The organism is Rhodobacter calidifons, from assembly GCF_011174775.1.
Classification (GTDB): domain Bacteria; phylum Pseudomonadota; class Alphaproteobacteria; order Rhodobacterales; family Rhodobacteraceae; genus Tabrizicola; species Tabrizicola calidifons.
The window spans coordinates 288,293-301,145 of sequence record NZ_JAANHS010000003.1; the positions used below are offsets into that span (position 1 = coordinate 288,293).

The 12,853-nt window shown below is 67.8% G+C and carries 14 protein-coding genes; 9 read left to right on the forward strand and 5 right to left on the reverse strand.

The genetic code is table 11. From position 1 onward, the window contains the following. Positions 1-190: 190 nt before the first annotated feature. Genes G8O29_RS06275 through G8O29_RS06285 form a run of 3 tightly spaced genes read left to right on the forward strand, consistent with a single transcriptional unit; the run spans position 191 to position 3,764 of the window. A complete protein-coding gene (locus G8O29_RS06275) occupies positions 191-1,840 on the forward strand; it encodes a serine/threonine protein kinase (RefSeq protein WP_166402378.1) in 1,650 nt (549 codons plus the stop codon). Between the two features lie 39 nt (positions 1,841-1,879). After that, positions 1,880-2,722 carry an FHA domain-containing protein gene (locus G8O29_RS18425; RefSeq protein WP_367890132.1) on the forward strand — a complete coding sequence of 281 codons (843 nt, stop codon included), beginning with the start codon at positions 1,880-1,882 and terminating at the stop codon, positions 2,720-2,722. Then, the gene (locus tag G8O29_RS06285) at positions 2,703-3,764 is read left to right on the forward strand and encodes a PP2C family protein-serine/threonine phosphatase (RefSeq protein WP_207623681.1); all 1,062 of its coding nucleotides are present in this window, start codon (positions 2,703-2,705) and stop codon (positions 3,762-3,764) included. Before G8O29_RS18425 ends, G8O29_RS06285 begins: the two co-directional genes overlap by 20 nt. A gap of 65 nt (positions 3,765-3,829) precedes the next feature. Here the strand turns inward: G8O29_RS06285 and G8O29_RS06290 are convergent, their stop codons facing one another. Beyond that, positions 3,830-4,525, reverse strand: coding sequence for a nitroreductase family protein (locus tag G8O29_RS06290; RefSeq protein WP_166402379.1), 696 nt, complete (start codon positions 4,523-4,525; stop codon positions 3,830-3,832). Further along, on the reverse strand, positions 4,525-5,502 hold the full coding sequence (gene mbfA, locus G8O29_RS06295; protein WP_166402380.1) for an iron exporter MbfA: 978 nt from the start codon (positions 5,500-5,502) through the stop codon (positions 4,525-4,527). The genes G8O29_RS06290 and mbfA overlap by 1 nt, the downstream gene beginning before the upstream one ends. A gap of 154 nt (positions 5,503-5,656) precedes the next feature. Here mbfA and G8O29_RS06300 point away from each other — a divergent pair, with 154 nt between their 5' ends. Next, positions 5,657-5,830 carry a hypothetical protein gene (locus G8O29_RS06300; RefSeq protein WP_207623682.1) on the forward strand — a complete coding sequence of 58 codons (174 nt, stop codon included), beginning with the start codon at positions 5,657-5,659 and terminating at the stop codon, positions 5,828-5,830. Positions 5,831-5,889: 59 nt separating this feature from the next. Then, complete coding sequence (locus tag G8O29_RS06305; protein WP_166402382.1) at positions 5,890-6,516, forward strand: TetR/AcrR family transcriptional regulator; 627 nt, start codon at positions 5,890-5,892, stop codon at positions 6,514-6,516. 55 nt (positions 6,517-6,571) lie between these two features. Here the strand turns inward: G8O29_RS06305 and G8O29_RS06310 are convergent, their stop codons facing one another. Both G8O29_RS06310 and accD read right to left on the reverse strand, forming a co-directional pair. Then, positions 6,572-7,810, reverse strand: a complete 1,239-nt coding sequence (locus G8O29_RS06310) for a bifunctional folylpolyglutamate synthase/dihydrofolate synthase (RefSeq protein ID WP_207623703.1) — start codon at positions 7,808-7,810, stop codon at positions 6,572-6,574. A 29-nt stretch (positions 7,811-7,839) separates the two neighbouring features. Then, the gene (accD, locus tag G8O29_RS06315) at positions 7,840-8,769 is read right to left on the reverse strand and encodes an acetyl-CoA carboxylase, carboxyltransferase subunit beta (protein WP_166402384.1); all 930 of its coding nucleotides are present in this window, start codon (positions 8,767-8,769) and stop codon (positions 7,840-7,842) included. Positions 8,770-8,905: 136 nt separating this feature from the next. On the opposite strand from accD, the gene G8O29_RS06320 reads away from it, so the two are divergent. Both G8O29_RS06320 and G8O29_RS06325 read left to right on the forward strand, forming a co-directional pair. After that, positions 8,906-9,697: a cytochrome b/b6 domain-containing protein gene (locus G8O29_RS06320; protein WP_166402385.1), complete on the forward strand. Its 792-nt coding sequence runs from the start codon at positions 8,906-8,908 to the stop codon at positions 9,695-9,697. Beyond that, positions 9,690-10,454, forward strand: a complete 765-nt coding sequence (locus tag G8O29_RS06325) for a molybdopterin-binding protein (RefSeq protein ID WP_207623683.1) — start codon at positions 9,690-9,692, stop codon at positions 10,452-10,454. Before G8O29_RS06320 ends, G8O29_RS06325 begins: the two co-directional genes overlap by 8 nt. 54 nt (positions 10,455-10,508) lie before the next feature. Here G8O29_RS06325 and map read toward each other — a convergent pair whose 3' ends face one another. Beyond that, positions 10,509-11,318, reverse strand: a complete 810-nt coding sequence (map, locus tag G8O29_RS06330) for a type I methionyl aminopeptidase (protein ID WP_166402386.1) — start codon at positions 11,316-11,318, stop codon at positions 10,509-10,511. Positions 11,319-11,433: 115 nt separating this feature from the next. Here map and G8O29_RS06335 point away from each other — a divergent pair, with 115 nt between their 5' ends. Continuing rightward, positions 11,434-12,153, forward strand: coding sequence for a competence/damage-inducible protein A (locus tag G8O29_RS06335; RefSeq protein ID WP_166402387.1), 720 nt, complete (start codon positions 11,434-11,436; stop codon positions 12,151-12,153). Then, the gene (locus tag G8O29_RS06340; protein WP_166402388.1) at positions 12,150-12,845 is read left to right on the forward strand and encodes a GNAT family N-acetyltransferase; all 696 of its coding nucleotides are present in this window, start codon (positions 12,150-12,152) and stop codon (positions 12,843-12,845) included. Before G8O29_RS06335 ends, G8O29_RS06340 begins: the two co-directional genes overlap by 4 nt. Positions 12,846-12,853 lie beyond the last annotated feature (8 nt).

The following is a 12,853-nucleotide window of genomic DNA, read 5'->3' on the forward strand; positions in this document are numbered from 1 at the left end:
TACTACTCTTGGCTGTGCCGCCGGTCACACCAGACATCGAGCATCCCACCGGGTCTTCCCAGGGTTGTGCGATTGTGGCGAAAAAGGAACGAAATGGCTTCACGTTTTGGCCCAAGTCATTGGCTATCCACATGAGATGCCGCGCGTGCCTTTCGGGGGAAGGGCAAGGTGCGGGCAACCGGGAATTGCAATGAAAGCTGCCGCACTGAAGATCGACCGTGACGATGCAGGCCCAGGCTCCGAGGAGCTGCCCGCCGGCACGAAGCTGATGTTCGGCCAGTATACCATCAAGTCCTTCGTCAACAGCGGCGGCTTCGGGATCGTCTATCTTGCCATCGATTCGCTCAACCGCACCGTGGTCATCAAGGAATGTTTCCCGTCCAGTTTCTGCCGCCGCGTCGGGCTGAGGGTCGGCGCGCGGTCGCGGGCGCAGCAGGAGGATTTCCGCTCTGCCGTCCGGCAGTTCGTTCAGGAAGCCGTCACGCTGTCGCAGCTGCACCACCCCAACATCGTCAAGGTCCACCAGGTCTTCGAATGCAATGACACCGCCTACATGGCGATGGACCATATCGACGGCTACGACCTGTTGCAGACGGTCGAAGGCAGCGCGCCGCCGCTGCGCCCGAAGGAGATCATGTCGCATCTGATGGCGATGCTTGACGCCGTGGGCTATGTGCATGCCCAGGGCCTGCTGCATCGCGACATCTCGCCCGACAACATGATCGTGGACCCCGCGAAGGGTCAGCCGGTGCTGATCGACTTCGGCGCCTCACGCAAGGAAGTGACCCGGAAAAGCCGGGTGGTATCCGGCCTGCGCGTGGTCAAGGACGGCTATTCGCCGCAGGAATTCTACGTCACCGGCAGCACGCAGGCCCCGTGCAGCGATCTGTACGCGCTGGCGGCCAGTTTCTACCACCTGATCTCGGGCGAGACGCCCAGGACCTCGCAAGAGCGGCTGGCGGCGTTGGCCGGGCGCGAGGGCGATCCGCTGCGTCCGCTGGCCGGGCGCTTCCGCGGCTATCCGCCGGAATTCCTGCGCGCCATCGACAAGGCCATGGCGATCTTTCCGCGCGACCGGCTGCAATCGGTTGACGAATGGCGCGCGATGCTGGGTCTGCCGGCGCAGGCGGCCGTGGCAACGCCCGTTGCGGCGCCGAACCCGGCAGCCCCTGCCCCTGCGGCGATGGCGCCCAGGGCCGTGGTCGTTCCCGGGCCCGGGGTTGCGCCCGCAGGGCTGGCGGCTCGCTTCGCCGAAATCGCAAAGCCCCCGGCCGCACCCGAACCGCAGCCGGTCCTCGCGGACGGCAGCGCCCCGAGTGCCGGGACTGCGCCGGAGCCGGCCCCGGTCAGCCCGCCGCTGTGGCGCGAGGTCATTGCGGCGTGGCGGCGCTCGCCGGCCCTGCTGGGCGGGGGGGCCGTGGTCCTGCTGGCTCTGGTCGGCCTGCTGGCCCTGCCGAAGCTTTTGCCTGCGGACCGTGGGCCCGCACCCGAGGCGGCCCCTGCGATCGCGCAAGCCGCCGAGGCCGATGCCGCGCCGGTCCGGAACCTGACGGTGGTCAACGCGCTGCGGCTGCCGAACGGGATGACCTTCGAGATCAACGAAACCACGACCGGAACGCAGACGGTGGTGGCCGAGATCCCGCCCGGGGTCGAGACCGATCTCAAGCCGGGCGACGTGCTGCTCATCTATTCCGCATCGGGTGAAATGCTGGGCACCGGCACCGCCCTGCGGGACATACTTCAGCGCGAGTTCGGTCAAGGGGTGACAACTTACAGTTTTGTGGTGCGGCGCGGTACGCGTACAGTGGATGCAGGATTCCGGCTGGGGGTGGCCGGCTGACCCTGCGATAGCAGACACTCTGGACGGGGAGAAACCAACGTGAAGTTCCTGCGCTCGATCTTCGGTGAAACGGATGAGACGGAGCCCGCACCCGCCACGGTCGAGGCTGGTCCGGATCCAGTACTGGCTGCCCTGGCAGAGCTGGAGGTGAAGCGGCTGCGCGAGGCGCTGGCCGCCGCCGCGCCCGCCCCTGCGCAGGCGGCCGAGCCCGCGCCGGCAGCCGCAGGCGAGGTGACGGTGGCGCGGCCGGTGCGCGTGGTGAAGGCAAAGGCACCGCTGCCCGAGGGCGTCGCCGCCCCCGCCCGCAGCATCTGGGACCTCGAGGACGAAGCCGCGAAGGCCCCCGAGGCAGCATCCGCATCGCCGGCGCGGCGGCCGACCCGGACAAAGACCCGCGTGCTTGGCTTCGAGGCCCAGCCAGCCGCCGTCGTGCCGCTGTTCGAAGGCGCCGGAGGCCTGCCGATCGCCGAGGCGACGCCCGCCCCCGGCAAGGGCTATGTGATGTTCCCGGTCGGATGGCTGGTCATCAAGGACGGCCCGGGCAAGGGGGCCTCCTTCGCCTTGTCCGAAGGCGTGTCGCAGATCGGCCGCGGCGCCGATCAGACCGTGTCGCTGGACTATGGCGACATGGCGATCTCGCGGCAGAACCACGCCGCCATTGCCTATGACGGCAGGACGCACGAATTCCACATCGGCCATGGCGGCAAGTCCAACCTGGTGCGGCTGAACGGTCGCCCGCTTCTGTCAACCGAACCGGCACGGGACGGGGACGAGATCCAGATCGGCGAGACGACGCTGGTCCTCAAGGTTCTCTGCACGCCCGAATTCAACTGGTCGCGCTGCGAGGAAGAGGGGGACGAGCATGATATGGCGATCGCGTGAACCCCGTTACGACGTCGCCTCGGGCATCAGCCAGGGCGCGCGGGACTATCAGGAAGACGCCATCACGGCCGATTTCCCGGTCGGGGCCGAGGCCGGCTTCGTGGTGCTGGCCGACGGCATGGGCGGCCATGCGGCGGGCGATGTCGCCTCGAAGATCGTGCTGACCGAGGTCTTCTCGGAGCTGAAGTTCCATTATGCCGATGTCCAGGCCTTCGAGCGTCGTGCGCCCGAAATCCTGCGCAACGTGGCCGACCTGGCCAACCAGACCCTGCGCGACCATGCCATGCACCATCCGGAAACCGCGGGCATGGGCGCGACGCTGGTCGTACCGGCCCTGGTCGAGAACCGGCTGTGGTGGATCTCGATCGGCGATTCGCCCCTGTTCCTGTTCCGGGGCGGGCAGCTGAGGCAGCTGAACGAGGACCACTCGATGGGTCCGCAGATCGACTACATGGTCGAGGCGGGACTTCTGGACGCCGAGGTCGCGGCAAACCATCCCGACCGGAACTGCCTGATGTCGGTGCTGATGGGATCGGCGATCGCGAAGGTGGACTGTCCGTCGCAGCCGCTGGAACTGAACGCCGGGGACATCGTGATCTGCGCCTCGGATGGCTTGCAGTTCCTGAGCAATGCGCAGATCGAGAAGGTGCTGACCCGGTATCGCAAGTCGCGTTCGACCGAGATTGCCGAGCGGCTTCTGGACGAGATTCATCGCCTTGCCGATCCCGATCAGGACAACATCAGTTTCACCGTCATCAAGGTCAACGACGCCTCGGTGCGCCCGAAGCCGGCCCGCGCATCGCAGGACTCGGTCGCCATCGCCCGACCGCGCGGCTTGACGAAGGCGGTCACGGACCCCGACCTGCTGCCGGTTCCCCCGCAGGACGCGCCTCCGACCTTCGAGCCGAAGGAGGCCGCCGCCTTGGTCGGCACGGCCCTGGCCGAGCCCGTGGGCATCGAAGATGCCGCCGATGACGGGATCGAGGCGCCGGAAGCACCCGCTGTCGTCGTCGTGCCGCGCCGGTTCGCAGCGCTTGCCTGATCCGGCAAGGGACGGAAGGGTCAAGGACGGAAGGGTCAAGGGCGGAAGGGTCAGGGGCGGAAGGGTCAGGGGCGGAAGACGCTCATGATCCGGTCCAGCGGTTTCTTCCGCTTGGCCACTTCCGGGACGGTGGCGGTCTCGGCGGGATAGCCGACCGGCAGGATCATCACCGGCTTTTCGTGCTCGGGTCGCCCGCAGAGCGGCCCGAGGAACTTCATCGGGTTGGGCGTGTGCTCCAGGCAGACCAGGCCCGCATGATGGATCGCGGTGATCAGGATGCCCGTGGCGATGCCGACGCTTTCGGGCACGTAATAGTTCTTGTAGCGCATCCCGTCCTCGGTCATCCCGTAGCGCTGGGCGAAGACCACGATCAGCCAGGGCGCATCCGTCAGATGGGGCTTGGCGACGCCCGTCCCGATCGGCTCCAGCGCCGCCAGCCACTCGTCCCCGGCCCCGCCGGAATAGAAGGCGCGTTCCTCTTCCTCGGCGCCCTCGCGGATTCGCGCCTTCATCGCCGGATCGCCGATGGCCACGAAATGCCAGGGCTGGTGGTTCGCCCCCGACGGCGCCGTCCCCGCCGCCGCGATGCAGGCGGCGATGACGGCCTCGGGCACGGGCCGGGTGGAAAAGTCGCGCACCGAATGGCGCTTGCGCATGTAGGCCAGGAAGCGCTCTGCCTCGGCCAGCGCGTCATCGGGCTCTCGCTGCACCCGGTCGGGCAGCGGCAGCGCGCGGTAGGTCACTTCGCCCTTGCGATACATCACCCGCCCCCGATCAGCACCCCGGCGGCAAAGACCAGAGCACCGCCGAGCACGACCTGCAAGGCCGCGCGCAAGAACGGGGTTTCCATGAACCTGTTCTGAATCCAGGCGATGGCCCAGAGCTCGACGAAGACGACGATGATCGCGATGGTCGTCGCGGTCCAGAAGTCGGGGATCAGATAGGGCAGCGCATGGCCCATGCCGCCGATGGTGGTCATCACCCCCGAGGCGATGCCGCGTTTCAGGGGGGAACCGCGCCCGGACAGGACGCCATCGTCATGCGCGGCCTCGGTGAAGCCCATGGAAATCCCGGCGCCGACCGCGGCGGCCGAACCGACCAGGAAGGTCGTCCAGGTGTCCTGCGTGGCAAAGGCGGTGGCGAAGATCGGCGCCAGCGTCGAGACCGAGCCGTCCATCAGCCCGGCCAGCCCCGGCTGCACCCAGGTCAGGATGAACTGGCGCCGGGCGGTGCGGTCCTCCTCGGTCCGGGTGTCTTCGGGCAGGTGGCTGTCCTCCAGCCGGTGGGCATGGTTTTTGTGGCTGGCCTCTGCGGCGGCCAGATCGCCCAGAAGCTTGCGGGTGGCCGCATCCTGGGTGCGGGCGGCGGCGCGCAGGTAGAAGTCATGCGCCACCTTCTCCATCGCCGCCGCCTCGCCGCGCATGGTTTCCAGCGAGAGCGACTGCGACAGCCATACCGGGCGGCGGGCGTAGAAGCCGGCGACATGCTCGCGCCGGATCAGGGGGATCACCTCGCCGAAACGCGCGCGGTGCAGGTCGATCAGGCGCCTGCGGTGGCCGTCCTCTTCCGCCGTCATGCCGTCGAAGACCGCCGCCGTGGCCGGGTAATCGGCGCGCAGCCGTTCGGCAAAGCTGCGGTAGATGCGGGCGTCGTCCTCTTCGGACGAGATCGCCAGCGCCAGGATCTCCTGTTCGCTGAGGTCGGAAAATCGGCGGCGGAAGGTCAGGGAGGACAGCACGGGGGCACCTTGATCTGGAATGATTCTAATCTATGCCGCTGGCCAGCACATGCAACGCGAAATTCTGAACTTTCAAGTTCAGAATCGGCTTGCCAGAATGAACTGATGAGTTTAGAAGCAAATCTGAACCGTAGAGTTCAGAATGGAGATCGAGATGAACCGCATCGCCCTTGCCCTTGCCGTCACCCTGTCGCTGGCGCTTCCTGCCGCTGCGCAGTCGCTGACCGTGCTTCTGCCCTCGCTCAGCTTCCCGACCGAACCGGTCACGCCTTCGACCAAGGGCTGCGAGGCGCCCGCCGCCGGTACGACCTGCCAGCTGCCCGAGTGACCCTCGCCTCGCTTGCCGCGCCGGACCGCGATGATCTATGGTCCCTGTCAGGGGGGCCGATGAACGTTGTGTCCGATCACGGGGTCCGGCGCGGCCGGAAGTTCGACCAGGTGCTGGACGGCGCGCGGAAGGTGTTTCTGCGCGACGGGTTCGAGCGCGCCTCGGTTGACGACATCGCGCGCGAGGCGGGCGTGTCGAAGGCGACGATCTACGCCTACTTCCCCGACAAGCAGCTACTGTTCCTGGAAGTCGCGCGCTGCGAATGTCACCGCCAGACCGAGGAAGCCGAGGCCATGGTCGAGGGCGACGTGCCGGTGCGGGTGGCCCTGACCATCGCGGCCGAACGGATCGTCGCCTTCCAGCTGTCGGATTTCGGTCAGCGCATGTACCGCATCGTGGTGGGGGAAGGCGAACGATTTCCGGGGCTTGGCCGGCAGTTCCACGACTTCGGCCCCGGCCTGATCCATGCGCGGCTGGTGCATCACATGCAAAGCTATGTCGCGGGAGGCGCGCTTGAGATCGACGATGTCGATCTGGCGGCCGACCAGTTCGCGCAGCTGTGCAAGGCGTCGATCCACGAGCGGCTGATGTTCGGGCTGGCCGAGACGATCACGCCCGATCTCGTCCACCGGACGGTGCACGGCGCGGTCGAGATGTTTCTGGCGCGCTACGGGACTGGCGCCTGACGCCGGGCGCAAATCTTTTCGAAAAGATTTGCAAAATCCTTCGAAGGATTTTGCCCTAACCGTTCTCGCGCAGCACCGTCCCCGCAAGGTAAAGCGAGCCGCAGATCAGCACGCGCGCCTCTGGCGTGGTCGCGCTGATTTCGGCCAGCGCCTCGGCAACGGACCCGGCCGTGACCGCGCTGATCCCGACCGCGCGGGCCGCGTCGCGGGTGGCCTCGGCGGGCAGGGTGTTCTTTTCGCCCGGGATCGACACCGCATGCAATCGCGTCACCTGCGGCGCAAGCGGCCGCATGTAGCCGGTCACGTCCTTGGTGTTCAGCATGCCGCAGATCAGATGCGTCTCGCGCGCGGGCATCCGCGCCAGGGTCGCCGCCACCGCCTCGCCCCCCGCCGGGTTGTGACCACCGTCGAGCCAGAGCTCGACCTTCGGCGCCAGGTCCACCAGCGGCCCCCGGCGCAGGCGCTGCATCCGGGCGGGCCAGACGGCGCGCGTGACCGCAGCCTCGCAGGCGGCCTCGTCCCGGCCCAGAAGCCGCAGGGCGGCAAGCGCCGCGCCCGCGTTCTGCACCTGGTGCGGGCCGGGCAGGTTCGGCAGCGGCAGGTCCAGAAGCCCGGTCTCGTCCTGATAGACCAGACGGCCGCGATCCTCGGAGACGTGCCAGTGCTGGCCATGCGCCAGGACCGGCGCCCCCATCCGCGCGGCCCGGGCCTCGATCACGGCAAGCCCCTCCTCGGTCTGCGGCCCGACGATCACCGGCACGCCGCGCTTGATGATCCCGGCCTTTTCGCCGGCGATCTTTGCGATCGTGTCGCCAAGGAAGGCCTCGTGATCCATCGAGACGGGGGTGATGATCGTCAGCCGCGGATGGTCCACCACATTCGTTGCGTCCAGCCGCCCACCCAGACCGACCTCGAGCAGCGTCCAGTCCGCCGGAGTGCGGGCGAAGGCCAGGAAGGCCGCGCAGGTGGTGATCTCGAAGAAGGTGATTTCCTCGGGGCCGTTCGCCCGGACGCATTCGTCCAGAAGCGCGGTCAGCGCGGGTTCCGAGATCAGCTCTCCGGCCAGCCGGATCCGTTCATGGAACCGCGCAAGGTGAGGCGAGGTATAGGCATGCACGCGGTCGCCGCCCGCCTCCAGCCCCGCCCGGATCATCGCCTGGGTCGAGCCCTTGCCGTTCGTCCCGGCCAGATGGATCACCGGCGGGATCCGGCGTTCGGGGTTGCCCAGCGCGGCCAGCAGCCGTTCGACGCGGCCCAGGGTCAGGTCGATGACCTTGGGATGCAGCGTCATCATCCGGTCGAGGATGACATCCGAAGTCAGCGTCACGCCTTGGCTTCCGCCTTTTCGGCCGGCGCGTCGGCAGGCTTCTCGGCCGGAGCCGCGAGGTCGCCCCTGATGGCCGGCGGCTGGCCGGTCAGCATGCGGATCAGCGTGACCAGTTCCTCTTTCAGCGCCTTCCGGTGCACCACCCGGTCCAGCATCCCGTGATCCAGCAGATATTCCGCGCGCTGGAAGCCCTCGGGCAGCTTTTCGCGGATGGTCTGTTCGATCACCCGGGCACCGGCAAAGCCGATCTGGGCGTTGGGTTCGGCGATCTGCACATCGCCCAGCATCGCATAGCTGGCCGTCACCCCGCCCGTGGTCGGATGGGTCAGGACGACGATATAGGGCAGCCGCGCCTCTTTCAGCAGCTGCACCGCGACCGTGGTGCGCGGCATCTGCATCAGGCTGAGCATCCCCTCCTGCATCCGCGCCCCGCCACTGGCGGAAAACAGCACCAAGGGCCGCTTCAGCTTTACCGCCCGCTCGGCCGCGGCGATGATCGCGTTGCCGACATACATGCCCATCGACCCGGCCATGAAGCTGAAATCCTGCGCGGCGGCGACAATGGGGGTGCGGCCGATCTCGCCCTCGGCCAACAGCATCGCGTCCTTCTCGCCGCTGGCCTTCTGGGCGGCCTTCAGACGGTCGGTGTATTTCTTCTGGTCGCGGAACTGCAACGGATCGACCAGCGGCTCGGGCACCTTGATCTCGGTGAAGATGCCGCCGTCGAACAGCGCGGCAAAACGCTGGCGCGGGCTGATCGTCATGTGGTGATCGCAGGTGCCGCAGACGTTCAGGTTCGCCGCAAGCTCGCGGTGGAACAGCATCGTCCCGCATTCCGGGCATTTGGTCCACAGGTTCTCGGGCACCTCGCGGCGCGAGAACAGCGAGTTGATCTTCGGACGGACGTAGTTGGTGATCCAGTTCATGCCGCGCCTGCTGCCCCTTCGCTTTGGCCTTCCGAGATAAGCCCCGACGTGCGGAATTGCAATCAGCCCAGGCTGGCACAGGCAGGTGAAACTTCTGCGTCGGCGGCCCGTTGCTTCGGGCGAGAGGGAGGACGCCATGCCCGAGGGACCGCTGATCTACCGCCAACGCCTGACCACCCGGATCACCCACTGGCTCTGGGCCGTCAGCCTGTTCTTCCTGATGCTGACCGGCTTGCAGATCTTCAACGCCTTTCCAAGCCTGCACATCGGCAAGGAGGCGGGATTCGACTATGACAATGCCATCCTCGAAATCGGCGCGCGCGAGGTGGGGGGCGAGGTGCAGGGCGTCACCCGCATCCTGGGCGCCGAGTTCGACACGACCGGTGTCCTGGGCCTGTCCGACGGCGAGGCGCGGGCCTTCCCGGCGGCGCTGACGATCCCGTCGAAGACAAGCCTGGCGACGGGCCGGATCATCCACTTCTTCTTCGCCTGGGTGCTGGTGGGGACCCTGGCCGTCTGGCTGGTGGCTTCGGCCCTGAACGGGCACCTGCGCCAGCTGATCCCGAGCCGGGCCGACCTGCGCGCCCTGCCCCGGGACATTGCCGACCATGCCCGGCTGCGCTTTCACCACACCGGAGAATATTCGGTGCTGCAAAAGCTGGCCTATGCCTCGGTCCTGTTCGTGGCGCTGCCGCTGATGATCCTGACCGGGCTTTCCATGTCCCCGGGCTTCAATGCCGCCGCGCCCTGGCTGCTGGAGGTCTTCGGTGGCCGCCAGACCGCGCGGACGATCCATTTCCTGACCATGGTCGCGCTGGTGGGCTTCTTCGCCGTCCACATGGCGATGATCCTGCTGGCGGGCCCCTTGAACGAGATGCGGTCGATCCTGACCGGCTGGTATCGCACGGATGGAGGCAAGGATGCTTGACCGTCGCAAACTGCTCCTCGGCTCTGCCGCCCTTGCCCTGTCCGGCTGCAAGGTCTTCGACAGCGCGACCGACCGCGACAGCGCCTTGCGCAATCTGTTCGCCAGCCACGAGGGCCTGACCCGCGCCGCCCAGCGCGCGGTGATCGGCGACCGGCTTGCGCCCGAGTTCTCGGAGGCCGACATCCGCCAGGGGCAGCGCCCGAACGGGTCGGTGAACCCGGACGGGGCGGAGTATCGGCGCATGGCGGGCACGGGATTCCGGGACTACCGGCTGACCGTGACCGGACTGGTCGACAGCCCGCAAAGCCTGTCGCTGGCGGACCTGACCGCGCTGCCCTCGCGCACGCAGATCACCCGGCACGATTGCGTCGAGGGCTGGAGTTGCATCGCCAAATGGCAGGGCGTTCCGCTGGGCACGGTGCTGAAGCTGGCACAGCCGAAGCTCACCGCACGTTATGCCGTGTTCCAGTGCTTCGATGCCATCGAACGCAGCCTGTCGGGCGAGGTGTTCTATTACGAAAGCATCGACCTGATCGACGCCTTCCATCCGCAGACGATCCTGGCCTATGCCATGAACGGCGCACCCCTGCCGGTGGCGAATGGCGCGCCCTTGCGGCTGCGGGTGGAACGCCAGCTGGGCTACAAGATGGCCAAATATGTCCATACGATCGAGCTGGTGGACAGTCTGGCCAGCCTGGGCTTCGGCAAGGGCAGCTACTGGGCCGACCGGGGGTATGAGTGGTACGCGGGGATATGAGGGCCCAAATTTCTTCGAAGAAATTTGCAAAATCCTTCGAAGGATTTTGGCCCCTTACCCCCAGGTCGGGTGGAACTTGCCCGCCGGAGAGAGGGTGAATATCTCGCAGCCCGTGGCCGTGACCCCCACCGAATGTTCGAACTGCGCCGAAAGCGACTTGTCGCGGGTGACCGCCGTCCAGTCGTCGGCCAGAACCTTCGTCTCGGGGCGGCCCAGGTTCACCATCGGCTCGATGGTGAAGAACATGCCTTCCTCCAGCACAGGACCGGACCCGGGGCGGCCATAGTGCAGCACGTTCGGCGGCGCATGGAACACCCGGCCGAGGCCGTGGCCGCAGAAGTCGCGCACCACGCTCATCCGCTGCGCCTCGACATAGGACTGGATCGCGTGACCGATGTCGCCGAAGGTATTGCCCGGCTTTACCGCCGCAATCCCGCGCATAAGGCCCTCATGCGTGACCTCGATCAGCCGCTCGGCCTTGCGCGCCAGCTGACCCGCCACATACATCCGGCTCGTGTCGCCATACCAGCCGTCCACGATCACCGTGACATCGACGTTCAGGATATCGCCGTCCATCAGCACCTTCGGCCCCGGAATCCCGTGGCAGACGACATGGTTCACGCTGATGCAGGAGGCGTGCTTGTAGCCCTTGTAGCCGATGGTGGCCGAGGTCACGCCACGGCGGCGGATTTCCTGGGTGATGAAGTCGTCGATGGCGCCGGTCGTCGTCCCGGGCACCACCAGGGGCGCCACCGCGTCCAGGATCTCGGCCGCGACCCGACCCGCGGCGCGCATGCCGACGAAGTCCGCATCCTCGTAGATGCGGATACCATCCTTGGTGATCCTGGCGCGCGCGTCGTCCACTATCGTCTTCCTGGCCCCTACATAAGGCCCCGTGGCGGAATTGGCCAGAGGCCGGGGTTTGAAAGCCCGCCTCGCCCGGCTATACCTTCTGCACCGGAGAACGAGAGGAAGCGCGATGACCAATCCGACCGCAGCCATGCTGGTGATCGGCGACGAGATCCTGTCCGGCCGAACGCGCGAGTCCAACATGCATTACCTGGCGGGAGAGCTGACCCGGATCGGCATCGCCCTGCGCGAGGTGCGCGTCGTTGCCGATGTGCATGCCGACATCGTGGCCGCCGTGCGCGAGCTGTCGGCGCGCTATGCGCATCTGTTCACCAGCGGCGGCATCGGCCCGACGCATGACGACATCACCGCCGACGCGGTTGCCGAGGCGATGGGCGCCAGGATCGGCCCCCGCGCCGATGCCATGGCGCTGCTTCAGGCGCATTACGACCGCGCCGGGCTGCCCTTCAACGAGGCGCGGCAGCGGATGGCGCGCATCCCGGACGGTGCCACGCTGATCGAAAACCCGGTCTCCGCCGCGCCGGGCTTCACGCTGGGCAACGTGCATGTGATGGCGGGGGTGCCGAACATCTTTCAGGCCATGGTCGCCTCGGTCCTGCCCGGGCTGACCGGCGGCCCGCCGCTTCTGTCGCAATCCCTGCGCGTCAACCGGGGCGAGGGCGAGATCGCCGAAGCCTTCGGCGCGCTGGCGGCCGAGTTCCCCGACCTGTCCATGGGCTCCTACCCGTTCATCCAGAACGGAGCACATGGCACGAACCTGGTGGTCCGGGGCACCGATCCCGCCCGGATCGACGCCGCCATGGTCCGCCTGACGCAGCTGTTCGGATGACGCCGGACCGGCTGGCAGAGGTCCTCGAGGCCACTTGGCCGCCGCTTCGGCGCTGGCAGGTCGGACCCTTCACGCTGCGCGACGGGGCGGGCGGGGGCAAGCGCGTCTCGGCCGCAAGTTGCGAGGGGCCCTTCACCGAGGCTGATCTGACCGCGGCCGAGGCGGCGATGGCCCAACCCCTGATGCTGGTCCGCGCGGGCGATGCCACGCTGGACGCGGCACTGGATGCGCGGGGCTGGCGTCTGGTCGATCCCGTGGTCGCCTATGCCGCCCCGGTCGCCGGACTGACCGCCGTCTTGCCGCCGCTGGCCGCCTTCCCGCACTGGCCACCGCTGGAGATCGCCTGCGCGATCTGGGCCGAGGGGGGCATCGGCCCGGCCCGCGTCGCGGTGATGGAACGGGCCGCCGGCCCGAAAGCAGCGATCCTTGCCCGCAGCGGCGACCGTCCGGCCGGGGTGGCCTTCGTCGCCTGCCACGGGCCCGAGGCGATGCTGCACGCGCTGGAGGTCCGCCCCGCCCTGCGCCGGCAGGGCGTGGGGGCAACGCTCATGCGGGCCGCAGCGAACTGGGCGCAGACCCATGGCGCGACCCGGCTGTCGCTGGTGGTCACCCGGCAGAACTCCGCCGCCTGCGCGCTGTACGCCCGCCTTGGCATGACGGTCGCGGGGCAGTATCATTACCGGACGAAATGATCGCGGAA